The 23644-nt window shown below is 46.4% G+C and carries 22 protein-coding genes, 2 tRNA genes and 2 pseudogenes; 23 read left to right on the top strand and 3 right to left on the bottom strand.

The features are described 5' to 3' along the window. Positions 1-409: 409 nt before the first annotated feature. The 6 genes and pseudogenes from VSQ61_RS21290 to VSQ61_RS21265 all read left to right on the top strand — a co-directional run bounded on the left by VSQ61_RS21290 (position 410) and on the right by VSQ61_RS21265 (position 3753). The gene (locus tag VSQ61_RS21290) at positions 410-1003 is read left to right on the top strand and encodes a type IV toxin-antitoxin system AbiEi family antitoxin domain-containing protein (RefSeq protein WP_016222281.1); all 594 of its coding nucleotides are present in this window, start codon (positions 410-412) and stop codon (positions 1001-1003) included. Beyond that, positions 1000-1593, top strand: a pseudogene (locus VSQ61_RS21285) (nucleotidyl transferase AbiEii/AbiGii toxin family protein); the annotation flags it as partial. The gene VSQ61_RS21290 and the pseudogene VSQ61_RS21285, both read left to right, overlap by 4 nt. Further along, positions 1593-1766: pseudogene (locus VSQ61_RS21280) on the top strand (relaxase/mobilization nuclease domain-containing protein); the annotation flags it as partial. The pseudogenes VSQ61_RS21285 and VSQ61_RS21280, both read left to right, overlap by 1 nt. A gap of 313 nt (positions 1767-2079) precedes the next feature. Next, entirely contained in the window at positions 2080-2295 is a 216-nt protein-coding gene (locus VSQ61_RS21275) for a hypothetical protein (RefSeq protein WP_334346354.1), read from the top strand. Between the two features lies 1 nt (position 2296). Further along, a complete protein-coding gene (locus VSQ61_RS21270) occupies positions 2297-2533 on the top strand; it encodes a MerR family DNA-binding protein (protein WP_334346353.1) in 237 nt (78 codons plus the stop codon). Further along, positions 2533-3753 (top strand): DUF1848 family protein, encoded by a 1221-nt coding sequence (locus VSQ61_RS21265; protein WP_334346352.1) that lies wholly within the window; start codon positions 2533-2535, stop codon positions 3751-3753. The genes VSQ61_RS21270 and VSQ61_RS21265 overlap by 1 nt, the downstream gene beginning before the upstream one ends. Positions 3754-3755: 2 nt before the next feature. Here the strand turns inward: VSQ61_RS21265 and VSQ61_RS21260 are convergent, their stop codons facing one another. Then, a complete protein-coding gene (locus tag VSQ61_RS21260) occupies positions 3756-4577 on the bottom strand; it encodes a DNA-3-methyladenine glycosylase family protein (RefSeq protein ID WP_334346351.1) in 822 nt (273 codons plus the stop codon). 316 nt (positions 4578-4893) lie between these two features. Here VSQ61_RS21260 and bsh point away from each other — a divergent pair, with 316 nt between their 5' ends. From bsh to VSQ61_RS21195, 13 genes are all read left to right on the top strand, one after another. Next, entirely contained in the window at positions 4894-5868 is a 975-nt protein-coding gene (gene bsh, locus VSQ61_RS21255) for a choloylglycine hydrolase (RefSeq protein ID WP_334346350.1), read from the top strand. A gap of 55 nt (positions 5869-5923) precedes the next feature. Next, positions 5924-6304, top strand: coding sequence for a DUF5655 domain-containing protein (locus VSQ61_RS21250; RefSeq protein ID WP_334346349.1), 381 nt, complete (start codon positions 5924-5926; stop codon positions 6302-6304). A gap of 16 nt (positions 6305-6320) precedes the next feature. Then, positions 6321-7154, top strand: a complete 834-nt coding sequence (locus VSQ61_RS21245) for an AraC family transcriptional regulator (RefSeq protein WP_334346348.1) — start codon at positions 6321-6323, stop codon at positions 7152-7154. Positions 7155-7494: 340 nt separating this feature from the next. After that, positions 7495-8814, top strand: coding sequence for an MATE family efflux transporter (locus VSQ61_RS21240; protein WP_334346347.1), 1320 nt, complete (start codon positions 7495-7497; stop codon positions 8812-8814). 423 nt (positions 8815-9237) lie between these two features. Further along, positions 9238-10080 carry a glucose PTS transporter subunit IIA gene (locus VSQ61_RS21235; protein ID WP_334346345.1) on the top strand — a complete coding sequence of 281 codons (843 nt, stop codon included), beginning with the start codon at positions 9238-9240 and terminating at the stop codon, positions 10078-10080. 14 nt (positions 10081-10094) lie between these two features. Beyond that, entirely contained in the window at positions 10095-11531 is a 1437-nt protein-coding gene (locus VSQ61_RS21230; RefSeq protein WP_334346344.1) for a glycoside hydrolase family 1 protein, read from the top strand. Between the two features lie 171 nt (positions 11532-11702). Continuing rightward, positions 11703-12407, top strand: a complete 705-nt coding sequence (locus VSQ61_RS21225; protein WP_286153888.1) for a LytR/AlgR family response regulator transcription factor — start codon at positions 11703-11705, stop codon at positions 12405-12407. Next, on the top strand, positions 12400-13887 hold the full coding sequence (locus VSQ61_RS21220; RefSeq protein ID WP_334346343.1) for a sensor histidine kinase: 1488 nt from the start codon (positions 12400-12402) through the stop codon (positions 13885-13887). Before VSQ61_RS21225 ends, VSQ61_RS21220 begins: the two co-directional genes overlap by 8 nt. A 61-nt stretch (positions 13888-13948) precedes the next feature. Next, complete coding sequence (locus tag VSQ61_RS21215; RefSeq protein ID WP_334346342.1) at positions 13949-14746, top strand: DUF3879 family protein; 798 nt, start codon at positions 13949-13951, stop codon at positions 14744-14746. A 185-nt stretch (positions 14747-14931) separates the two neighbouring features. Then, entirely contained in the window at positions 14932-16359 is a 1428-nt protein-coding gene (gene glnA, locus VSQ61_RS21210; RefSeq protein WP_334346341.1) for a type I glutamate--ammonia ligase, read from the top strand. A gap of 417 nt (positions 16360-16776) precedes the next feature. Then, positions 16777-17298, top strand: a complete 522-nt coding sequence (locus tag VSQ61_RS21205) for an RNA polymerase sigma factor (protein WP_334346340.1) — start codon at positions 16777-16779, stop codon at positions 17296-17298. A 14-nt stretch (positions 17299-17312) separates the two neighbouring features. Continuing rightward, positions 17313-18752: a DUF4367 domain-containing protein gene (locus VSQ61_RS21200; protein ID WP_334346339.1), complete on the top strand. Its 1440-nt coding sequence runs from the start codon at positions 17313-17315 to the stop codon at positions 18750-18752. Positions 18753-19361: 609 nt separating this feature from the next. Then, complete coding sequence (locus VSQ61_RS21195) at positions 19362-20084, top strand: ribonuclease H family protein (RefSeq protein WP_334346338.1); 723 nt, start codon at positions 19362-19364, stop codon at positions 20082-20084. A gap of 125 nt (positions 20085-20209) precedes the next feature. Here the strand turns inward: VSQ61_RS21195 and VSQ61_RS21190 are convergent. After that, a tRNA-Thr gene (locus VSQ61_RS21190) sits at positions 20210-20282 on the bottom strand. 63 nt (positions 20283-20345) lie between these two features. Here VSQ61_RS21190 and VSQ61_RS21185 point away from each other — a divergent pair. Beyond that, complete coding sequence (locus tag VSQ61_RS21185; protein ID WP_334346337.1) at positions 20346-21272, top strand: N-acetylmuramoyl-L-alanine amidase; 927 nt, start codon at positions 20346-20348, stop codon at positions 21270-21272. A gap of 22 nt (positions 21273-21294) precedes the next feature. On the opposite strand, the gene VSQ61_RS21180 is transcribed toward VSQ61_RS21185, so the two are convergent. Next, positions 21295-21819 carry a cysteine hydrolase family protein gene (locus VSQ61_RS21180; RefSeq protein WP_334346336.1) on the bottom strand — a complete coding sequence of 175 codons (525 nt, stop codon included), beginning with the start codon at positions 21817-21819 and terminating at the stop codon, positions 21295-21297. 135 nt (positions 21820-21954) lie between these two features. Between VSQ61_RS21180 and VSQ61_RS21175 the strand changes: the two genes are divergently transcribed. From VSQ61_RS21175 to VSQ61_RS21165, 3 genes are all read left to right on the top strand, one after another. Continuing rightward, a tRNA-Thr gene (locus VSQ61_RS21175) sits at positions 21955-22027 on the top strand. Positions 22028-22185: 158 nt separating this feature from the next. Beyond that, positions 22186-22686: an SEC-C metal-binding domain-containing protein gene (locus tag VSQ61_RS21170; RefSeq protein ID WP_334346335.1), complete on the top strand. Its 501-nt coding sequence runs from the start codon at positions 22186-22188 to the stop codon at positions 22684-22686. 5 nt (positions 22687-22691) lie between these two features. Continuing rightward, positions 22692-23447 carry a YdcF family protein gene (locus VSQ61_RS21165; protein WP_334346334.1) on the top strand — a complete coding sequence of 252 codons (756 nt, stop codon included), beginning with the start codon at positions 22692-22694 and terminating at the stop codon, positions 23445-23447. The last annotated feature ends 197 nt before the right edge of the window (positions 23448-23644 follow it).

The raw sequence follows: 23644 nt of genomic DNA, 5'->3' as shown, positions 1-23644 counted from the left end.
TTCTTGTACACTCTGTTTGTCAGCGTTGATGATAAGTTGTTGTAAATACTTCCTTATCACCGTAAAACTAAGGTTTTCCGGGGTTTTCTTATACCCAAACAAGCTGATATAGTTTGACCTGATTTGACACAACGAGAGCCATTTTCACCCAATTTTAGTGGTTAAAAATAGGACAACCGGCAAAAATGGGGGTAAAAAACGGGCTTAGTGGTTAAAAAATAGGACAACCACAGCCCTGATTTCGGGGTATTTCAGAGGCGATTTTTACTCCCTCTCTCCCCTCAATTTATACGAGAACAGTTTGGCGTAGTTTGACCGAATTCCGCGCCTTCCCCCGCTTTTTCTTTTTGCCGCTATTTACTTTCGTGCTACAATCATGTATAATAGTAGCACGAAAGGAAGTGAGGGCATGACACAGTTTGAACAGCTGGACACGATTTTAGAGGGACAACACGGTATGCTCCAAACATCAGAGGTGGTGAAACGGGGAATTCCAAAATCCGTTTTTTACAACTATGTGAAGGAAAAAGAATTGGAACAGGCGGCACATGGGGTTTATGTATCGCCGGATGCCTGGGTCGATGGGATGTACCTGCTCCATTTACGATGCAGCCAGGGGATTTTTTCTCATGAAACGGCGCTGTTTTTCCATGATCTGACCGACCGGGAGCCTTCCCCCTATTCCATTACCGTCAGACGGGGATACAGCACGACCAGATTGAAAGCGGACGGGATTTTGGTCTACACCATAAAACCGGAGCTGCATGACGTCGGAAAGAGTACGGCTCGAACCCCTTTCGGGCATACGGTTCCGGCTTATGATATGGAGCGGACCATCTGCGACCTGCTTCGCTGCCGGAGCAGCATTGAGATGCAGACATTTCAAGGGGCGCTCAAAATGTACGCCCGCAGGAAAGAGAAAAACCTGCGGAGGCTGATGCAGTATGCAGGGCTGTTCCGGGTTGAAAAAATTTTGCGGCAGTATTTGGAGGTGCTATTATGATAAAGACAGCAAGGCAGCTGAAAGATTTGATCCGCAATCTCGCAAAGGAGAAATCGGCGGACGCACAGATTTTGATGCGGAACTATATGATGGAGCGTTTCCTGGAACGTATTTCCCTTTCTGAATATCGGGATAACTTTATTTTGAAAGGCGGGATGCTGGTTGCCGCAATGGTAGGGTTGGATGCCCGGTCTACAATGGATTTAGACGCAACCGTCAGAGGGGCCAGCGTGAATGTGGAGGACATTGAAAATCTGATGTCCTCTATCATAGCAGTCCCCATTGAGGACGGTGTGGAGTTCCAGGTGAAAAGCATTTCGGAAATCATGGACGAGGCCGAGTATCCGGGGATTCGGGTCAGCATGGCCACTGTCTTTGACGGGGTGGTGACGCCGCTGAAAATTGATATTTCTACCGGGGATGTGATTACGCCGAGGGCAGTCCGGTACAGGTTCCGGCTTATGCTGGAGGAACGCTCCATTGATATTTGGGCGTACAATCTGGAAACCGTACTTGCGGAAAAGCTGGAAACAATGATTGCCCGGACCATAACAAACACCCGTATGAGGGATTTTTATGACCTCTACATCAGGCCGAGTACGCAACATTGTTGGAAGGAAAGAAAAAGGACTATGCCGAGTACCGGCGTTCCCGCAAGGAAATGCGGGAACTGCTGGCCGCAAAAGCCAATGTGGACCGGCTGATGGGATACGGGGAGGAACGCCAGAATGACCGGGAAAAGGAACAGGGGCAGGACCGCTGACGTGCCTGTTTTTTCGTATTTTCTCACCGCCGCAGGCAGGTGAAAAGCGTTCCGCAGGAACGCGCAGCCACAGAATGAAATTCTGTGTTCAAAAGGGGCTTGGGGAATCCCCAACAAGCAGCGCCAGGAGCCGAATGGCTATCCTGGGGCATTGCTTGCCACGTTGTCCCGCACTCTGGGACAACCCACGCACTTTGGAGCCTTGGGGTATTTATCAGATACTGCCAGCTTCCCACACACTCCACGCAAGGATACTTTGACGTTAGAAAAACGGTGTGCTATAATACCCCTTGTATGAAAAGGGGGAATGCCTATGTACCGGGTTGCCATCTGCGATGATGAACCACACGCCGCAGAGCAGAATGAAGCCATGCTCTGCCAAATCCTGGAGGACAGGGGCCTGAAACGCGATATTGATTATTCCGTCCATTGTTTTTCCTCCCCTGTGCCTTTGCTTGCACAGATGGAAAAACAGCCATCCGCTTTTCACCTGCTCCTGCTGGTGAAGGCGCAATTACAGCGAGAATGATGTGGAATGGGTAAAGTTTATCCGGCGCTTAAAGGATACGGGAATGCTTCTTCGGAATATTAGGCATTACTCGGATCTGCGCTATGAGGGAGATGGTACTATGCAGGAGCGCATGGAGCTGCTGCTGACTCATAGAAAGTCCTTGCTGGAGGAACAGAGAAAATGGAACGAATATCTGGAAAATCTCGACGAGAAGATAGGTATTTACCGGAAAAGAATTGAATCAACAGAAAGGTAATGAAAATGATACTAAGCGTCAGCAGAAGGACAGACATTCCCAACTATTATGCGGACTGGTTTTACAACCGGCTCAAAGAGGGTTTCCTGTATGTAAGAAATCCCTTCAACCCTCATCAAATCAGCAAAATCCCCCTGTCGCCGGATGTGGTGGACTGTATCGTGTTCTGGACAAAGAATCCGGAGAACATGCTCGGCCGGTTAGAGGAGTTAAAGGCTTACCCCTTCTATTTCCAATTCACATTGACAGGATATGGAAAAGACATGGAGCCTGGAATACCCCATAAACGGGAGCACATGCTCGGTGTATTTCAAAGGCTTTCGGAACAAATCGGAGCGGACAGAGTGGTATGGCGGTACGATCCCATTTTATTCAATCACCTGTATACACCGGAATATCATCTCAAAGCATTTGAGGAAATCGCAGGAAGCTTAAACGGGTATACCCATAAGGCAGTTATCAGCTTTGTGGATTTCTACGCAAAGGCAAAAGGAAGGATGAAGGAACTGGCCCTTCGTGCGCCCTCCGAAGAAGAAGCAATATCATTTGCCCGGAAATTGGCGGAAATTGCAGGGAAAAATAATATGTCCGCAGAAGCCTGCGCGGAGCGGATGGATCTGCAAAAGGCAGGCGTGAATCCCGGAAGCTGCATTGACCAGGCGCTGATTGAAAAAATCACCGGCTGTAAAATAGCGGGAACTAAGGACAGGAATCAAAGAGAAGCCTGCGGGTGCCTGGAGAGTATCGAGGTAGGAACCTACAATACCTGTCAAAACGGATGCCGTTACTGCTACGCCAACGGGAGCAATGAAGAGGTAGTCAGGAATACGGCGTTATATGATGTAAATGCACCCCTGCTGTGCGGCAGAATCGGCCCGGAGGATACTGTGACGGAGCGGAAAGTGAAATCTCTGAAGGTCGGCCAGCTGGGGCTGTTTGACAGGAAGACATCCAACGATCTCCAAAAGATCCCGGGCATAGGCGCAAATATGGAACAGCACCTGAACAACATCGGAATCCGGCAGATTGCAGATTTAAGGGGAAGAGATCCGGAAGAGCTGTATCATCTGAATTGTCTGAAAAAGGGTTACCAGGATGACAAGTGCGTCCTGTACGTATTCCGTTGCGCCGTCTATTTTGCAGAGCATGAGCAGCATGAACCGGAAAAATTAAAGTGGTGGTATTGGAAGGACCGGGACTACCCGGAACCGGAGACATAAGGCTATTGATACTCCCCCTTATGCTGCTGGGCATAATAAAACATATACTGCTGCATAATGCCGGCAGCATCCCCATAGGCGGAAAACGGCGCCTGCCCCTGATATTCCCGGTCAATAATCTTCTTAATCCAGGTATCCACAGGAGCCAAAGCTGTCCGTCCGTAGGAGAAAAGCGCAATGCAATTGGCTACCTTATCCCCCACGCCCCGGACAGATTTCAAAGCATGGAACAGCTCCGTATCGTCATAAGCCGCAATCCCGTGCAAATCAAGCTGTCCCCCATACACCTTATCAATGGCGTCCAGAATATAAGAATTGCGGTATCCAAGGCGAAACTGCTTCAAATCCTCCGGGGTTACACGGCACATCTGCGCCGGAGTCGGGAACAGATGGACAGTTTCGTAATCCGTTTCCACGGCATCCCCGTAGATTTCGGCAATCCCTTCCACCGCGCCTTTGATAGAGGGTATGGTCCGTTGCTGGGAGATAATAAAGGTAATCAGCATTTCCCAGGGCTCCTGACGCAGAATACGAAGCCCGGAACCGCAGGAGGCCGCTTTTTTCATATAGGAATCCGTGTCCGGAATCTGACGGCGGATCTGACGGTAACTGCGGTCCAGATGAAAATAAGAGCGCCAGAAATCCCGCCACTGGGCTTTTGTGCAGCTAATCTGATAGAGACCGGGTTCCGCTTGCTTTATGTATAAAATATTGCTGCCTGTAATAAAGCGGTACATTCCGTCCGGAAAAGCCTTCACACGAAAGCACTGGCCGCTGTCGGCAATTTTCTGCAAATCAAAATCGTCCGTAATCTTTATATTCATAGAAACGTATCCTTTTGTTTTTCTGTGTACAAATTTTATAGTAACATAACTTTTTGCTTCTGAATACTGACATTTTTTATAAGTTCGGAACATTTTGTGTTATACTATTAAAAAGCTCTGCACCGTCTGTATGGGGAGAAGCTTTTCGGCGGTGATATTGTTTTGATTTTTGGATAAGCTATAAAAGAATGATTTTTGTTCATTCCATTGAATTTGTACATGGACTGTTCAGAGGGAATGAAACAGAGGTATGAAAATTGATTTATTATAGGTGTTTCGGAAGGAATCTTACGGAACTTCTAACAGGAGAAACAATATGTGCACAGCGATTACCTATAAAACAAAGAATTTCTATTTCGGACGCACCCTGGATCACAATTTTTCCTATGGTGAGGAAATTACAATTACACCCCGAAATTATCCCATCCCCCTTCGGCATACGGAAGCTCTTAAGCAGCATTACGCCGTCATCGGCACGGCGCATGTGGCCGGGGACTATCCGCTGTATTACGACGGCGTAAACGAAAAGGGCCTGGGGATGGCCGGTCTGAATTTTGTAGGAAATGCAGTTTACCAGGATCAGGATGCATCCGGGAAAAATGTGGAAACCTTTGAACTGATCCCCTGGATTCTGGGGCGATGCTCTGACGTTAAGGAGGCAAGGGAACTGCTTTCAGATCTCAATCTCATGGGTACACCCTTTCAGGATACTCTGCCTGCGGCGCAGCTTCACTGGATATTGGCGGATCGGGAGGAGGCTATAACCGTAGAATCGGTAAAAGAAGGGCTTCGGATCTATGATAATCCGGCCGGCGTACTGACCAACAATCCGCCCTTTGAACAGCAGATGTTCCAACTGAACAACTTCATGCATCTGTCCCCAAAAGATCCCCAGAATCATTTTTCCGGAGATTTGCCTCTTTCCACGTACTGCCGCGGCATGGGCGCTCTGGGACTTCCGGGAGATCTCTCCTCCCAGTCAAGGTTTGTAAGGGCGGCTTTTGTAAAAATGAATGCTGTCTCCGGGGATTCCGAAGCGGAGAGTGTGGGCCAGTTTTTTCATATATTGGGATCGGTGGATCAGCAGCGGGGATGCAGCCTGGCAGATGACGGAACATATGAAAGGACCATCTACACTTCCTGCTGCAATGCGGAAAAAGGGATTTACTATTACACCACTTATGAAAACCATCAAATAACGGCAGTACACATGCACCGGGAAAATTTGGACGGTTCTGTCTTAATCCGGTATCCGATGCTTTATGAAGAGCAGATCCGACACCAGAATTAGGACATTTTCGTGAGAGATAGTTTCACCGGTAAAAATGAAAGGAACAGGTGGCTCTATGAACCAGGATATTCTACTCTTTTTTGATAAGCACCCGGAGGCATTGCCTTTGTACGAGGCTTTGGAGGAGCGAATCCTCGCAGAGATTCGGGACGTAAAAATCAAGGTGCAGAAAACACAGATTACATTTTCTAATAAGCGTAATTTTGCCTTTGTCTCTTTTCTGCCTGTGCGAAAGGCCGGGGAGCGGCCGGATATTTATATTGCTGTAACCTTCGGATTGAGTTATCGGAAGGAATCGCCGCGGATAGATGCGGCGACAGAGCCTTATCCCAACCGCTGGACGCACCATATGCTGATTTCCCGGACGGAGGAGATAGATGATGAGCTGATGGGATGGATTGAGGAAGCTGCTGTTTTTTTCGCAGGAAAGAGATGAGCTGCCGGGAGGCAAAATGATTACCAACGAAAGTATCAATCGGGCCATAGACTATATTTTGCTGCATATTGAGGATGTGACTCTGGAGGAAGTGGCATCCTACTGCCATTTTTCCAAATATTATTTCTGCAGGCTGTTTAAAGCGCAGACCGGGGAGAGTGTTCATAGCTTTATCAAACGGGTGAGACTGGAGCAGAGCGCCTTTCGTCTGAAGGTGGAGCAGGAGCGTTCCATTACGGAGATTGGGGCAGATTACGGCTACAGCGCTTCCAATTACAGTACGGCTTTCCGGCAGCATTACCAGGTTGCTCCTGTTGCATTTCGCAGAAGCATTTCCGGTGTTTCTCTTAAACATCCCTTTTTTCACCGGGAGGAATGGAGGGTGGAGAGCTTTGAGGAGTGTAACGCTAAAATCACAAGGGAAGTGCTACCGGATTATTATGTGATTTATGAGAGAAGGTTCGGAAGTTATGAGGGGATTCGCAGGTCCTGGACAGAGTTTTTGGAAAAATATGGAGCATACATTACGGAAGAGACGTGCCTGCTGGAGCGGACCTATGACGATCCGGCGGTGACGGCGCCTGGGAATTGCCTTTATGATATCTGCATGAGTGCGGAGAAAGAGTGCCCTCTGGAAAATACGGCATTGCTGAAAGGCGGCTCCTGTGTGGTTTACCATTTTAAAGGCCATGCAAAATACATATATGCGGCCTATCAGACGATTTTCCTGGTGTGGCTTCCCCGGACATCTTATGAACTGGATGCGGGGAGGAGTATGTTTGATATTTATCATATGGTAGACAGTGATACCATGTATATGGAACTGGATATCTGTATTCCGGTGAAATGAGAGGCGAAAGCTCTGCTTTAGACCGGCAATGAGCAATTGGGAAGAAGAGGGCAACAATTCAGAAGTTTATAATTTGATTTCTTTATATAATGAATACCGTCACTTGACAGGAGCATATTTGTTTCTGCCAAGTGACGGTATTATTACTTGCTGGGGAAGAGCAAGGAAACACCCTTCGGGTATACCTATATGCCCAAAAAACATGGGCAGAATTAAGGAAACACCCTACGGGTATACCTATATGCCCAAAAAGCATGGGCAAAATTAAGGAAACACCCTACGGGTATACCTATATGCCCAAAAAACATGGGCAAAATTAAGGAAAGGAGAACAGATAATTATGGACTTACAACAAATCAAACAAAACCAGGCCGGCATGATTCTGAGATTTTCCGTCCCGGCTATTATTTCTATGCTGCTCACCGCATTTATCACCGTAGCGGACGGATTTTTTATGGGAAATTATGTGGGGAAGGAGGGAATTGCGGCAGTCAATCTGGGCCTTCCCATTGTCTACTTGTACCTTGGCGTGGGGCTGATGATTTCCATAGGCGGTGTGGCGATGGCAGGAATGGCTCTTGGAGCGGGTGAAAGAGAGAATTGTAACCGCATATTCCGTCAGACAATTGTCACGACCATAGCAGCCTCAGTTCTTTTAAGCTGTATCATGCTCCCCGCCTTTACGCCTATGCTTACCGTTTTAGGGGCGGAGGGACAGGTGAGCCGGTATTTCAGGGAATATTATTGGATTATGCTGCTGGAGCTTCCCGTAATGGTGGTAAATTCCTCCTTCGGCATGTTTATTCGGGGTGAGGGGAATCCGGAGTATTTTCTCAAGGTGACCATTTTAAATGCCGTGCTGAATGTGGCTCTTGACTATCTCTTTGCCGGCTGCCTGACCTGGGGAGCAGGCGGAATCGCAGCGGCTTCCCTTTTGTCCGCCCTTGCTTCTCTCTTCCTTATTCTTTCGTATTTTCAGAAAAAGGCACGAATTTACCGTTTGGGAACCTTACGCTTTTCGGGGACTCTTTTTGTGAAAGGCATGTTAAATGGAAGCTCGGAATTTATTGGAGAAATGTCCACAGGGATTGCTATGTTTGCCTATAATTTTGTAATTATGAGAAAAATAGGCGCGGATGGGTTGACAGCCTTTACCATAGCCGGATATGCGGCCTACGGCTTCAATATGCTTGTGGTAGGCTTTGGACAAGGGGCCAGTCCGCTTATCAGCTTTGCCTATGGTGCAAAAGAATATGAATTGGCCGGAAAACTTCGTCAGAGGACCAACCGCTATGTGTTTTTTGCCGGAGCGGCGGTATTTTTGGCAATGACAGTGAACTCCGGGTGGTATGGCAGCCTTTTCGTACAAAATGAAAACATCGCAGAAATGATACGTTCGGGAATGGTGATTTTTACAAGTGCATTTTTCTTTGCAGGAATTAACGGGATTACCTCTTTTTATTTTACGGCCACTGGGAGAGCTTTTGAATCGGCGGTTATCTCCCTTTCAAGAGGACTGGTGGTTCTATTAGCCTGCATCTTCGTTCTTCCGGCTTTGCTGGGGATGACAGGGGTGTGGATGGCTGCCCCGGTGACGGAGGCTGTGACACTTATGTTGACTGTATTTTTCTTATATAGAGATAGAAAGAGATCTCGATGAGAGAATGGCTGCCATGAAAAGATTGGGATGCTTCATATTGGCTTTCAGTGTCCCGAATTTGAGGCGGTTGGAGTGGAAAAGATATAACTTTGAGTTTAGGTTTACTATCAGGTTTTGGTCAGTGTTCTGGAGCCTTTAATATTTACGAGAGAAATTACATCATTGAAAATGATAAATGATGATTACCCCAAATACATCATTACAATGGATGAACTGCCAATGGGCGAGGATGGCATCAGGCAGATAAATGTAATAGATTTTTTGCTGCAAAATAAGTGAACAATATTGACTTTTACAGTAAACTATGCTATTGTCAAATAGTCAATGGGATAGTGATTGCAAAAGCAAGCTAAACCTACATTCCAGGAACAGAAGTGTTTCTTCTGCAGTGGTGTGTAGGTTTTTTTTTATGGGGAAGCGGCGATGGTAATTGAAAAAGTACTGAATAATAATGTGGTAGTAGTTCGGGAAAATGATGTTGAAAAAATCGTAATGGGTCGTGGGCTGGCTTTTCAGAAACGAGCGGGTGATGAATTTGATGAGGATTTGATTGACAAAACTTTCATTTTAACCAATCAAAAAGCAGCCAATAAGTTTCAGCAATTAGTGGTTGATATACCGATAGAGCATATTGAGCTTGCAGAGGAAATTATCTCTTATGCAAAGCTAAAGACAGGAAAAAAACTGAATGATATGATTTATATCAGTCTGGTGGATCATATTTATACATCCATTGTGCGCTTTTTAGATGGAATCACGGTAAAGAATGCATTGCTGTGGGAAACAAGAAGATTTTATCCCGAGCAGTTTGCGATTGGAAAGATGGCGCTGGATATGATCGAGGAACGCTTTAAGGTGCGTCTCCCGGAGGATGAAGCGTTTGCTTTGGGCGCTCTTGGAGATGGAATGGTGATTGTGCCCACAGAGGGCAGAGTGTATGCTCCCTTGGACGGAACGGTTACTACGCTGTTTCCAACCCTGCATGCCATTGGAGTTACCGGGGACAGTGGAGTTGAGGTTCTGATTCATCTGGGAATTAATACGGTGAATATGAACGGCAAAGGCTTTCAGGCACACATTCAGCAGGGCGATCATGTGAAAAAGGGTCAGCTGATTATGGAGGTGGACTTGAAAGAAATTGAAAAAGCAGGATTTTCCGCACAAACGCCCATTATTATCACAAACTCAGATGACATGATGGATATTTTGAAAACAGATAAGAAAAGTGTGGAACATACAGATACATTAATGACAATATTGTTTTAACGGAGGTGACAGATATGGCGTTTCGGAAGAATTTTCTGTGGGGCGGTGCGGTGGCGGCCAATCAATGTGAAGGCGCTTGGAATGTAGATGGGAAAGGAGTTTCTGTGTCAGATATCTGCACGGGAGGTTCTTACAGCGTGTCTAAGAGGATCACGCCGGTATTGGAGGAGGGAACTTTTTATCCCAGTCATGAGGCAATTGATTTTTATCATCATTATAAAGAGGACATTGCCATGTTTGCGCAGATGGGCTTCAAAGTGTTCCGATTTTCCATTGCCTGGACGAGGATTTTTCCTACCGGTGAGGAAACGTGTCCCAATGAGGCAGGTTTGGAATTTTATGATAAGATTATTGATGAGTGCAGAAAATATGGGATTGAACCATTGATTACAATTTCTCATTATGAGCCTCCATTTGCCCTGACACAGAAATATAATGGCTGGTCAGACAGACGGGTGATTGCACTGTTTCTCAGATATTGTGAAACCATTTTCCGGCGATATAAGGGAAAAGTGACCTATTGGCTGACCTTTAATGAAATAAATGTAGGCATCTCACCTATGGGGAACCTCTTTTCGCTTGGAATACTGAATGAGGGGACATCTGATTTTTCAAATCAAAAGGATGATCCCAAGCTGCGCTTTCAGGCGCTTCATCATCAGTTTATAGCCAGCGCAAAAGCAGTGAAACTTGCTCATGAAATAGATCCGTCCTATCAAGTAGGCTGTATGCAGGCTTTTGGCACGACTTATCCTTTGACCTGCAATCCGGACGATATACTGCGCTGTCAGGAGTTCAACCACAGGCAGAACTGGTTCTGTTCGGATGTTCAGGTGCGGGGAAAATACCCGAATTATATGAAGCGTTATTTTGAAGAGCAGGGGATTCGGATTATGATGGAGGAAGAGGATGAAGAAGTTTTAAAGGAAGGCTGTGTAGATTTCTATACCTTTTCCTATTATATGTCAAGCTGTGCAACATCGGACGAAGCCCGGAGAAAGGTTGAGGGCAATATTTTTGGAGGTGTTGCCAATCCTTATTTGAAGACCAGCGATTGGGGATGGCAGATTGATCCAAAAGGGCTGCGATATACATTAAATGAAATTTATGACCGGTATCAGATTCCTTTGATGGTAGTAGAAAATGGCCTTGGAGCCTATGATAAACTTGAAGAGGACGGAAGCATTCAAGACGATTACCGGATTGAATATCTGCGTCAGCATATTGAACAGATGTATGAAGCGGTTTTGGACGGTGTGGATTTGATGGGGTATACTCCCTGGGGATGTATCGACCTGGTGAGTGCTTCCACAGGAGAGATGGCTAAGCGTTACGGCTTTATCTATGTAGAAAAATATGATGATGGAAGCGGGGATCTTTCAAGGAAAAAGAAGAAATCCTTTGATTGGTACCGGAAAGTAATTGAGACAAACGGGGAAGACTTAAGCTAAATATCTTTAAAGAGGGTAGCCGTATTTTACGGCCCCCTCTTTTTTGGGCGCCTTTTTATTCCTTAAAAGCCCCCTTTTCGTTCCTGACAGCAAATCAAACCGGCCGTTTTGCCGATATATAAGATAACAGGGTATCACATATTTTAAGAATTTCCAAATGAGGTGAAAAGCTTGCGCATAGCAATCGTGGATGATGAGAAGATCATCTGTGAGCAGATAAAGGATTTCATACAAAAGGAACATGGGGACTGCCAGATAGACAGCTACTTTTCCGGTCAGGCATTTCTGGAAGCGGGAAAGCAGTTTGACTTGGTATTTTTGGATATTCAGATGGAGGGAATGGACGGCATGGACACGGCCAGAGCTCTTCGGAAGACACAGCCGGAAGCAGTTCTCATTTTTGTCACAGGGTCAAAAGAATATGTATTTGAGGCCTTTGATGTGTCGGCCTTTCATTATCTGCTAAAGCCCCTTGAGGAAACAAAATTTAAGGAGGTGCTGGCCAGGGCGCTCTTAGAAAGCCAAAGGCACAGGGCGGGAAGACAGGAACGGCTTTTCATCCGCACCAAAAACCTGACGATAGACCAAAAAGACATTCTCTACATTGAGAGCAGGGGAAAGAAAGTAGACATACACACCCTAAAGGAGACTTTCTCGATCTATGGAGCCATGAATGAGCTGGAGACACAATTAAGCAAAAGCTTTTACCGCTGTCACAGAGGATATCTGGTGAACATGGCTTATATTACGGAGTACGGCGCCGACAGCATCACGCTCACGGGAGGGGCCAGGGTTTATCTGACAAAAAAGAAGCATGGAGAGTTTGTCAAAGCCTATATGTGGTATCTCCAGAATGGAGGAGTGTCTTGTGTCTAACTCCGTAACAATCATTTTTGAGTTTCTGGATGTGGTCTTTATCCTGTTTCAGGGATATTTTTTGCAGTATTACATGGGAAGCTTTCTGGAACCAAGGGGCAGGAGGCGTCAAATGGGAGTGTGTCTGGCAGTGGTGTATACCCTCTTTCGAAAAGGGCTGGACGCCATATGGCCTCCAGGCTATGAGGGGATGAATCTTCTGGGAAAGCAGATGGTTTCATTTGCGCTTCTTATAGTTTTCGTTCTGTGCTTTTATAAGGCCCTTTGCAGTATTACGATTTTCCTGACTGTGTCTTTTCAGGCAGTGAGGGATATCAGCGTTTACATCGCCGTTATCCTGCTGGAAAAACCGGCAGATCTGATATTTGCCCTGTGGGAGTGGGGTACGGGGAAAGAATCCGGCGGCGATGTCTTGAAATGGCTTGGAGCAATGAATGTAAGTATAGTGGGGCTTCAGATCTTTCGTATTTTGTTTGCGCTTCTGGTGATGGGGATTTTCCTGAGAAAAATTGTAAAAGATTTTCGGGAAAAGGATTATAGAATGCACAAAAGCGAGCTGAAGTTCATTCTGATTCCGGCACTGACGGGTCTGATGCTCTGTATGCTGCTGCGGGCTGTTATGGTTACGGTGGAGCAGGATGCTACGATCTTTTTATACCAGAAATACCCGTTCCTTGTTCTTCTGCTTCCGGGGGTATTGTTCTTATCCCTGTTGTCTATTCTCCAGGGGGTAAAATCTCTTCAAGAAATAGCCGGCCTGAACAGGGAGAAAAACAGCCGGGTGATATTGGAAAAACAGGTGGAGAGCATGCAGGAGCACATGGGGGAGCTGGAACGGGTTTATTCCGGTGTGCGGAGCATGAAGCATGACATGAGAAATACCCTTGCGGTGATTTCGGGACTTATTTCCGCAAGTGATTCGATGCCCCCAAAAGAGCTGCAGGGAAATAAGGAACTGACGGCTTATCTGTCTGATTTAATGGAAACCATGAATCAACTGGAGCTTCCTTTTCACACGGGAAATTCCATTGTAGATGCTTTGCTTCATATGAAATATTACGAAGCTCTTCAAAGCATTCCGGATCTAAGGCTTAGCGCAGAGCAGCTGCTCTTCCCAAAGGATTTGCCCATCCGGGGCTATGACATTGGTATTATTCTGGGAAATGCTCTGGACAATGCCCTGGAAGCCTGTGTGAGACTGAAAAAGCAGGAGCCGGAGGCGGAAGCGTTTATCCGTCTGATTTCCTTTCAAAAGGGAAAGCTTTTGTTTCTTCGGATAGAAAACAGCTTTGACGGAAGCCTGATCCGAAAACCTCAGTCAGAATTTCCTGTTACGGCAAAGGCGGACAGGGAGCTTCACGGAATTGGCCTTGTGAATATCAAGCATGTGGCGGAAAGCTATGAGGGAACTGTGGATTGGGATGTGGCAGAGCGGATGTTTATTCTGGCTGTGATGCTGAAAGTTCCATCTACAGATTAGGGGGGAAGGGTATCCCTTTATGTCCAAAAAGCATGGACAAATTAAGGAAAGGAGAATAGAGATGGCATATTATCAGAACACGATTCAAGACCTGTATTCCGGGCATTTTAAAAATTCCTATGGCGTAGAGGGAATGTGTGTTACCGGAAGAAGCGATTACAAGAAAATCATTGATGTGTCGGATGACATGAAAAATCATGTGCTGGAGGAGGTAAAAAAGTCCTATTACAAGTACAACGGCATGTCCGGCGGGAACGAGAGGGAGGACGAGGCTTATTCCCGGGGCCTGAATGAATATTATAAAACCCTGGACAGAGAAGATCGGCTTTCCGCCGCATGGACATTGGGACAGCTTAGCCAGGAGTTGTCGGGAGCAGTGATAAGCGCAATTCGGGAAAAGATTCCCGGCTGGCAGGCAGGACAGCAGATTCCTTCCGACATACTGGATGAAATATTCTCAAGCAAAGCCATTGAAGACATCATGACAAGAAAGGCAGACGGAAAAGAGGCGGCAAAGGAGACAAAAGAAGATCAGCTCGTCCTGTCATCCGAAGCCCCGGAAGCAGAGCCGGACAATGAAAAGCGTTCCGGCAAGGTGGCCGTTAATGAGGGAAAGAGAGCCAGACAGATAGCGTCCGCAAAGACGCCGGCGCAGATACAGATTGTAATCAGCCTTTTGAAAAAGGATGTCTCTGACTGTGAAAGCGGTCTTTCCAATGACATGTGTGATGAAAATGAAGTAAAAAAGGCAAAAGCGTTGCTGCAAAAAGCGATGGAACGGTTAAGTGAGGTTTCGGGAAAGGAGCAGGAACAAGAGGAAGAGAGCCAGAGCAGCTTTTTAATTAATATGCTGATGTAAACAAAATTTAAAGGAAGAGAGAAAAACAAAAAAAGAATAGTGCCAGGCAATGCCGATATGTGATAAAATAAATCATATACCGGCATTGTCTGATCCTGTGGAACAATATCCTGTAGGATACTGCTCTTTAGGACAGATGAAAAGGGAGAGAACAAAAAACAATGCCAAGGGAAAGGGGAAAACATATGAAAAGCGAAGCAATCAAAAAATTATGTGAAGAAAACCAGATCCGCATGATTGATTTTAAAATGACAGACATTGACGGACGCTGGCGCCACATCACCATTCCGGTAGAGCGGTTCGGGGAAAATACATTTACCCAGGGAATCGGCTTTGACGGCTCTAACTACGGCTACGCACCCATTGAAAAAAGCGACATGGTATTTCTGCCGGACCCGGATACAGCCTACATAGATCCATTTGCAGAGGTCCCCACACTGACCATGTGCGGCAACGTCTGCACCATCGGAAAGGGAGAAAATAAGCCCTTCGACCAATATCCAAAAAATGTAAGCCTTCGGGCCATAGAATACATGAAAGAAACCGGCATCGCCGACCGCATGGTCATCGGACCGGAATTTGAATTTTACCTCTTTGACAGCGCCCGGTTCGAGGTATCCCCCCACCAGTGCGGCTACCGCATTGACGCCAGACAGGCCGACTGGAACTGCAGCTTAGATACAAGAGGCAACAACGGCTACGAGGTGCCCTACAAGGGCGGCTACCATGTGGCGGCGCCCCAGGACGTAGGCTGCGATCTCCGCAGCCGCATGTGCATGATGATCGAAGACTGGGGCATTCAGGTAAAATACCACCATCACGAGGTAGGCGGTCCCGGCCAGATGGAGATCGAGGTAGAGCTTGACGATATGCCCAGTATGGCAGACAATACCATGATCATTAAATACATCATTAAGAATCTGGCCGCAGAGGAGGGAAAGACAGCTACCTTCCTGCCCAAGCCTATTTACCAGGAGGCCGGAAGCGGTATGCATGTACATATGCTGCTCCTGAAAGACGGACAGCCCCTTTTCTATGATGAAAACGGCTACTCCGGCCTGAGCCGCACAGCCCACTACTTCATAGGAGGGCTACTAAAACACATCGCATCCCTGTGTGCCTTCACCAACCCCTCCACCAATTCCTTCAAGCGCCTGGTGCCGGGTTATGAGGCTCCCGTAACCATCGGGTATGCCACCTCCAACCGCAGCGCCGTTATCCGGATTCCGGCTTATGCGAAAACCCCGGAAACCAAGCGTTTCGAGCTTCGGAATCCTGACGCCACAGCCAACCCCTACTATGCCTACGCCGCAATCCTTATGGCTGGCTTGGACGGAATCGAGAACAAGATCGATCCATCCGAACAGGGCTGGGGCCCCTACGACTTCAACCTGTACACCTTGTCCGAAGAAGAACAGAAAAAAATCAAGGGTCTGCCGAAATCTTTAGGCGAAGCTCTGGATGCTCTGGAAACGGATCACGACTACCTCACCAAAGGCGGCGTATTCCCGGAACATCTCATTCATGTATGGATTTCCAGAAAACGGGCAGAACTAAAGAAGCTGGACCAGATTCCAAATCCGGCGGAGTTTAAGATGTACTTTGACCTGTAAACGCAAACCCACTCCACCCAACAATCTACAATCATATCACTAATCAAACAACATAAGCATCATTGTTAATTTAGAAAAAACTGACCTCACACCAATAAAATTTTGCCATCAAACAGGGCTGGCGGCGGTGGGGTCAGGGATTTCCGATATCCAGTGTACGCCTTTTCGAGACAGTTGTATGATCTGGGCGGACGCTGTCCGCAAAACAGAAAGGCGAAGCACAAAAAGCCGAAGAGACAGTGTCCGAACAGAGCATATAACTGTAACGAGAAATTGCGAACACAGGATATGGAAAACCCTGGCCCCACCGCCGCTAGCCCGTCCACTCCCAAAAAATTTATTCCTCACGCATCCAAACCCCATCTTACCAGGTCTAATAAGTGAATGTACATTCAAGCAACCCTAAGGAGGTAAGGAATGAAAAGAGACAAAACAGAAGAACTGCTTTTGAAAGCCAGAGCCTGTGACGGGGATGCGTTTGTGGAACTGATGGAGCTGCACAAGCAGTCCATGTACAAAGTAGCAAAGGCATATCTGAAACGGGAAGAAGATGTGGCGGACGCCATATCAGAGACCATACTGGACTGCTTCGAACATCTGGAAAACTTACGTGAAACACGTTATTTCGGAACATGGCTGGTAAGGATTTTGATCAATAACTGCAACAATATAAGAAAATCCAACCAGCGCACCGAATACACGGATCAAATAGAAATCCTGTCGGGAGACGGCAGAACCGACGAGAGGACCAGGGCCTTTCTGGATTATCTGGAACCCTTGGAAGAGCAGGATCGGCTCCTGATGATTCTGTATTACGTGTGGGGTTTCCGAACGAGAGAAATATCGGAAATCCTTCACATAAAAGAAGCAACGATAAAATCCCGGATGCAGCGCGGCAGACAGAAAATCAAGCAGGCATTTTTCCCAATGGTGGTGTAGAGGAGGCAAAGATTATGAGTGAGGATAGAAAAAGATTAGAAGAGCAGGTATTAAAGCAGAGTATCCCCGTATCCAAGATAACCGAGGATAAGATTCAGGCAGCCTATGACATTGTACGGGCCAAGAGCCGTCAGAAAGCGAAGGCAACACCTATGCGCAACAGACGTTCCCTCCGCCATGTTTGGGCGGCCGGCCTGGCAGCGGCTCTCATAGCCGTTTCCGGCCTGGGCGTTATGGCGTCTATGGGATATTTTACAAAGAATGTACAGGAGGCAGACGGCAAAGTGTCCTACTCCTTTGAGGTAAATTACGAATTAAAGCCGGTGGAAGTCAAAGCAGAGCCGACCTACCTGCCGGAAGGCATGATCAAGCAGGAGGAAGGAAAATACTTCTTTGAAGGTAATTATGGTCATGGTATTTCCATTATGCCGATGAACATGGTAAATATTGACGCACAAAAGGAAATGCTGGACTTCAGCCATGTGGAGCAGGTGGAAAAAACCACCATCGGGAATATGGAGGCCCATATTATTACCTATCAGGAGCCGGACAAATATTTAACAGGTGAGGATTTGTTCCTCTTCAACCCGGAGGACGGTTATGTAATCCGCATTTTCGCAGATTATGGAGTTCCGGCAGAGGAAGTAAAGAAAGTGGCCGAGGGCTTAAAAATCACTGTTACGGAAAGTGAGGATTTGACTTACGGTCTGACCCCGGAAGAGCAGCAGAAGCAGGCGGCGGCAGAAGCTGGCGATGCACAGTGGGAGAGTCTGGTAGAAAAAGGCGTTACTATAGATCAGATTACCAAGCCGGGCGAAACCTTGAAATGTGAAGGCTACGGCGCCAGCTATACCGTAAATGACGTAAAGATTTACGACAGCCTCTTTGATGTTCCCGGATACACGGAGCAGGGTGTCTACGACCTGGAGAGACTAAGTCCCTGGCTGAATGCCGACGGAACTCATAAGCCTTATCAGCGCATGCATCTTGATCAAGAGGGTGAAATTTTGGAAGAAACGACGGCAACACCCAAGTTCCTGGCAGTACAGGTTACGGCGGAGCAGTATATCGGTTATGATGAATTTAGCGACGGAAGCACCCAGGATTCTACTGCTTTGGATGCACGTCTGGTCTATGTGGAAAAGCGTGCCGACGGAACCTGGAACTTTAGGAAGGATACCTACGAGGCAGTTCCCGGCGAACGTTATGAGCTCCAGATGGATGCTTCCGCCTTCTACCTAAGCTGTCCGAAGAATATAAATGGTGAAGAGAGGCTTCATTCCTTCTTCTATCGTTCGATGGCAAAGGGCGAGAGTATAGACTACACCCTCATCTTTGCGGTAGATGCGGACCGTATGCCAAGTGACAGCCTTGCGAATATCGTTCTTTGCTTCAACGGCACGGGCAATGATGAGACAAATCCAATGTGGAGCGCACTTGGAGAGATGAAGTAAAGGTTATAATGTATCGAAAATGCATTGCAGTAAAAACCAAGGATGAATAACAAAATATAAAGAAAAAAGATGGCTGCGGCATTGTAATATTGTTGTTAGCCATCTTTTTCTAACCTATGCCTTATTTGGATGCAGTTTGTCTGCTCTGAAAGGGTATCTGTTACGGTATACCTTGCCAGACGAAGTCCGTCTGTTCTGAAGGAGTATGTATTAAGCCGTATCCTTGGATATAAAATAGTCAGGAGATGCAATTTCTCACATCTCCCGACTGATTCTGAGCAAATTGATTATCAATCGCTCATTCTTATGTAAAAGGCTTTCGCCCATTGTTGTTTGCCGAAGCTGGTCAGCACCCATAAGCACCGGCAGCCTCTTTTTTTTGTTAGTTCTATCTTATAAAAAGATTATGTCAAATATGTGTCTGAATTCTGAAAAAATGGTGAGAAGATTCTAAATTATTTCTAAATTTTTTCCTGGTAAAGAATATCTGCGGCATGAAGCCTCTGCACACTAAAAGCTTTGAAAATGCATTGACGCATTTTGGGAAGCAAAGTATAATGAAATGCATAACAAATCAGAGATAAGATATGGGAGTTTAAAGGAGGGACTATGGTCAAAAAGAAAGTTTATGCAGTAAAAAAAGGAAAGACAACAGGGCTCTTTTACTCCTGGAATGAGTGTGAGGATGTCACAAGCGGATATCCGGGAGCGGAGTTTAAAGGATTTGGCACAGAAACAGAAGCCAGAGCCTATTTGGAGGGAAAAGCAGAAGAAGAAGAAATACCTATGGAAGAATTGCTTGCAGAAGAGGCGGCCATAGAGAAACTATCCATAGAAGAGATACAATCTCATAAGGAGAAACTGGCTGAAAACCAGGTGATTGCATATGTAGACGGAAGCTTTGATAAATCAATGGAAAAGTACTCCTTTGGATGTATCTTTCTTATTCCGGGAGGCAGAATTATCAAAGAATTCGGGAACGGAAATGAACCGGAATCTTTAGCCATCCGAAATGTAGCCGGAGAAATGCTGGGGGCCATGTATGCGGCACAGTGGGCCGTGGTAAACGGCTACGAGTTTATAGAGCTTCGTTATGATTATGAAGGAATAGAAAAATGGGCAACAAGTGTCTGGAAAGCAAATAATGTGCTTACACAAAAATATGCGGCATTTATGCAGAAAAAGCGAAGACAGATTCACATTTCTTTCCAAAAAGTAAAAGCTCATTCCGGTGATTATTATAATGAACAGGTAGATAGACTGGCAAAGGCAGCTTTGACAGAGGGAAATGGAATCCCCAAGGTTCAAAAATTAGAAGAAAAAGAGATGTGAGTTTCTAGTAGTCCGTACCGGAAATCCTTGTGCATATTTCCGATACGGACTACTAGTATAGTATGAAAATAAAAAGAAGGTCCTCAAAAATGAGACCTTCCTACCATGATTTCTCCAAAATAAAAAGCTGGAAAAGAGACTTGAACTCTCGACCCCTTCATTACGAGTGAAGTGCTCTACCGACTGAGCTATTCCAGCTTGTGCTTATCAGCAAGAAATATTATAATCGAAAAAAAGAAATTTGTAAAGAGGTAAATTGAAATGAATATGAGACTTGGTAGAATTTGCGGAATGCTCCTTATTAGCTGCCTTATGTTTTCCGGCTGTGGAATGGGAGAGACGGCGGATAGCTGCGGACTCAGTCAAGGTGGAAAAACTAATATGGAAGCGGCCGGCCGGCGGGTTCAATCGGAGCTGCAGCAGAAAGCGGAAGAAGAGAGAAAGGCTGCAGAAGAGGAGAGAATGGCGGAAGAAGCGGCAAAGCGTGAGGAAGAACAAAGAAAGGCAGAGGAACGGAAAGCTGCTGCCGGAACGTATCTGGTAGCTATCGATCCGGGGCATCAGGCAAAGGGCAATTCCGAAAAAGAGCCCATAGGACCGGGCGCCTCCGAGATGAAAGCCAAGGTGGCCGGCGGAACCTCCGGTGCGGCCAGCGGCTTAAGAGAGTATGAGTTAACCCTGCAAGTAGCTTTGAAGCTGAAGGAAGAGCTGACAGCCCGGGGCTATGAAGTATTGATGATCCGGGAAAGTAATGATGTAAACATCAGTAATGCGGAAAGAGCACAGATGGCAAATGAAGCCCAGGCAGACGCATTTATCCGAATTCATGCGGATGGTTCCGAGAGCAGCTCAGCCAGTGGAATTATGACCATCTGTCCCACAGCTAATAATCCTTATACCCCAGGCATATACGAGAGCAGCCGAGCTTTGTCAAAGGCAATTCTAAATCATATGGTGAATACAACAGGAGCCAATGCAAGAAAGGTATGGGAGACGGATACCATGAGCGGAATCAACTGGTGCCAGGTACCGGTGACTATCGTGGAGATGGGCTTTATGACGAATCCGGAGGAGGATCTTCGAATGGCATCGGAGGATTACCAGCAAAAACTCGCCCAAGGCATGGCTGACGGCTTGGACGAGTTCTTTGGAATTGCTTCTATTCAAGGTGATATGGCCGGCGAATAGCAATACGGAGATGCCCTGCGCATTACCGAATTCCAATCTGGCACATTTTCATAGCATTTAAAGCATTCTCATGGCTTTCCGGAGTAACGCCTGCACAGCAGGAGGCAGTGACGCTTACAGGAAGCTCCGGGAAAAATGCCTTTAACAGCATGGCATTGGAAATAACACAGATATCTGTGCATAGTCCCACGAGCTCTATACTTGCAAGCCCGCCCGGATAACGAGCCTCCAGATAGGCAGGAAGTTCCTTTGCACCAAAGGTTAGTTTATCCAAAACCGGGGAATTGTCGGCATCTCGCAGAGCCTTAAGGTCGGGATGCAGTTCCCAGCCATGAGTTCCCTTTATGCAGTGGGGAACCGGAAGATTTTTTCCTTCCTGTGTTTCGAGATAATTTTCCTGGTGAGTATCTCTGGTATAAAGAACGTCGCCTTCAAATTCCTGAATATGCTTCACCACATTCGGGACAATGGAGACGGCTTCTTTTGTGCCCAGGGCACCGTCGATGAAGTCGTTTTGCATATCAATAACGAGAAGAAGCTTTTTCATATGGATACCTCCGATATGTAATAAATTTATTATAATTCGGAAAACGGATTCTGTAAATATATTTTATAATTTTGAATTTTGCTTCTTGACAATTGGCGCCACAAATGCTAATATAATCTAGCATGTTACACAGATGCTGCTGTGGCTCAGTCGGTAGAGCGTCGCATTGGTAGTGCGGAGGTCACGGGTCCGATTCCCGTCAGCAGCTTAATGAAAAGTAGCGGAAACCTTGATACTTACAGGGTTTCCGTTATCTTTGTTCAGCAAGGTATATCTTACTGAATAAAATTTACCCGCCCTGAAAGGGCATATATTACGGTGTACCGTAGGGGATAAAAGCAGAAAACAAAAGGATGGAGAAGGATTATGGCATTACTGAAACAATGGCGCGATACGGCCTATGACCAGGAAGCGAACAAAGGTGATATTCAGAGATTTTGGGCGAAATATTTTGATATAGAGAAAGGCATCTATGAGCAGCTTCTGGAAGCTCCGGATACGGAAGTAAAGGGAAGCGTGAAGGAGCTGGCAGAGAAGTACGGTCAGGATGTTATGACCATGACAGGCTTCTTGGATGGCATTAATGACAGTCTGGCAGAGCCCAATCCCATTGATGATATGGAGGAAGATACGGTTGTATCTTTGAAGTTTGATAAAGAAAAGCTCTATAAGAATATGGTAGCGGCAAAGGCGGACTGGCTATATGAACTTCCCCAGTGGGAGGCCATTTTCTCGGAGGAAAAGAGAAAAGAGCTTTATATGGAGCAGAAAAAGTCTGGCACGATTGTAAAGGGACCCAAGATTGGAAGGAATGATCCCTGTCCCTGCGGCAGCGGCAAAAAGTATAAAAAATGCTGCGGAAGATAGCCCGCATGGGGATGGTATTCCTGATCTGCGGAGTCTTGTGCGTGCTTTATTATGTAGGGATTGTCCTGTATGCAGGCATAAGAGCTTCCTTTGCCTGGTTTTGGCTGCTCTTGGGAGGAGCTTTCTTCCTGGCCGGAGCTGTTTGCCGCATTTCGGCGTTGCAGGCAGCCTTTGGACGGATACCAGTTGGCGTAAAGCTTTTGGGAGGCATTTTTCTTGCAATAGGTTTGGCTGCGTTTTTGTTTTTGGAAGGCTGTATCATAAGCGGAATGGCAGGGAGCCCTAAGGAGCCTGCAGAGTACATTATAGTCTTGGGAGCACAGGTGAAAGGAACGACAGTAAGCAAAGCGCTTCATCAGCGGCTTTCCCGAGCTGCAGAATACCTTCAGGAACATAAGGATACGATAGTGATTGTGTCTGGCGGTCAGGGCTCAGGAGAGGATATACCTGAGGCTGAGGCAATGAAGACTTGGCTGATGGAACAGGGAATTGCGAGAGAGCGGATTCTGGAGGAGGACAAGTCTGTAAATACGAATCAGAATATTCGCTTCAGCCGGGAGCTATTGGAAGATAAGGAAGCAGTAGTAGGTATTGTTTCTAATGATTTTCATGTATTTCGAGCTGTGCATATTGCCAAGGCCCAGGGACTTGATGCAGTCCCGATTCCGGCTCCCTCATCTCTTGGTATGTATCCTCATTATATGGTGCGGGAGGCATTCGCTGTAGTGAAGGATCTGGCAGCGGGGAATATGGTATTTTAATGTTACTATGAAAGATCCTTTTCTGCGTAGCAGAAAACTAAGTTCAGGGATGCCCCATACACCATTACCGACTTTCATTTATGGTGGTGCGCCAACGGGGTGCATGTGGGTTTACTATAAAAGATGACTTAGAATAATTTATAGTCCTGTAAAAGAAAAACTGGGGTTTTATTTTTCTTTTACAGGACAATTTTGAT

It is taken from the genome of Candidatus Merdisoma sp. JLR.KK006 (assembly GCF_036941035.1).
Taxonomy (GTDB): domain Bacteria; phylum Bacillota; class Clostridia; order Lachnospirales; family Lachnospiraceae; genus Laedolimicola.
This window is presented reverse-complemented; position numbering and strand designations above follow the sequence as displayed.

Excerpts from the sequence above, each read along its gene's own strand:
- VSQ61_RS21290 (WP_016222281.1), top strand. The coding sequence starts at position 410 with ATGACACAGTTTGAACAGCTGGACACGATTTTAGAGGGACAACACGGT.
- VSQ61_RS21275 (WP_334346354.1), top strand. The coding sequence starts at position 2,080 with ATGTACCGGGTTGCCATCTGCGATGATGAACCACACGCCGCAGAGCAG.
- VSQ61_RS21265 (WP_334346352.1), top strand. The coding sequence starts at position 2,533 with ATGAAAATGATACTAAGCGTCAGCAGAAGGACAGACATTCCCAACTAT.
- VSQ61_RS21260 (WP_334346351.1), bottom strand. The coding sequence starts at position 4,577 with ATGAATATAAAGATTACGGACGATTTTGATTTGCAGAAAATTGCCGAC.
- bsh (WP_334346350.1), top strand. The coding sequence starts at position 4,894 with ATGTGCACAGCGATTACCTATAAAACAAAGAATTTCTATTTCGGACGC.
- VSQ61_RS21250 (WP_334346349.1), top strand. The coding sequence starts at position 5,924 with ATGAACCAGGATATTCTACTCTTTTTTGATAAGCACCCGGAGGCATTG.
- VSQ61_RS21245 (WP_334346348.1), top strand. The coding sequence starts at position 6,321 with ATGATTACCAACGAAAGTATCAATCGGGCCATAGACTATATTTTGCTG.
- VSQ61_RS21240 (WP_334346347.1), top strand. The coding sequence starts at position 7,495 with ATGGACTTACAACAAATCAAACAAAACCAGGCCGGCATGATTCTGAGA.
- VSQ61_RS21235 (WP_334346345.1), top strand. The coding sequence starts at position 9,238 with ATGGTAATTGAAAAAGTACTGAATAATAATGTGGTAGTAGTTCGGGAA.
- VSQ61_RS21230 (WP_334346344.1), top strand. The coding sequence starts at position 10,095 with ATGGCGTTTCGGAAGAATTTTCTGTGGGGCGGTGCGGTGGCGGCCAAT.
- VSQ61_RS21215 (WP_334346342.1), top strand. The coding sequence starts at position 13,949 with ATGGCATATTATCAGAACACGATTCAAGACCTGTATTCCGGGCATTTT.
- glnA (WP_334346341.1), top strand. The coding sequence starts at position 14,932 with ATGAAAAGCGAAGCAATCAAAAAATTATGTGAAGAAAACCAGATCCGC.
- VSQ61_RS21205 (WP_334346340.1), top strand. The coding sequence starts at position 16,777 with ATGAAAAGAGACAAAACAGAAGAACTGCTTTTGAAAGCCAGAGCCTGT.
- VSQ61_RS21200 (WP_334346339.1), top strand. The coding sequence starts at position 17,313 with ATGAGTGAGGATAGAAAAAGATTAGAAGAGCAGGTATTAAAGCAGAGT.
- VSQ61_RS21195 (WP_334346338.1), top strand. The coding sequence starts at position 19,362 with ATGGTCAAAAAGAAAGTTTATGCAGTAAAAAAAGGAAAGACAACAGGG.
- VSQ61_RS21185 (WP_334346337.1), top strand. The coding sequence starts at position 20,346 with ATGAATATGAGACTTGGTAGAATTTGCGGAATGCTCCTTATTAGCTGC.
- VSQ61_RS21180 (WP_334346336.1), bottom strand. The coding sequence starts at position 21,819 with ATGAAAAAGCTTCTTCTCGTTATTGATATGCAAAACGACTTCATCGAC.
- VSQ61_RS21170 (WP_334346335.1), top strand. The coding sequence starts at position 22,186 with ATGGCATTACTGAAACAATGGCGCGATACGGCCTATGACCAGGAAGCG.
- VSQ61_RS21165 (WP_334346334.1), top strand. The coding sequence starts at position 22,692 with ATGGGGATGGTATTCCTGATCTGCGGAGTCTTGTGCGTGCTTTATTAT.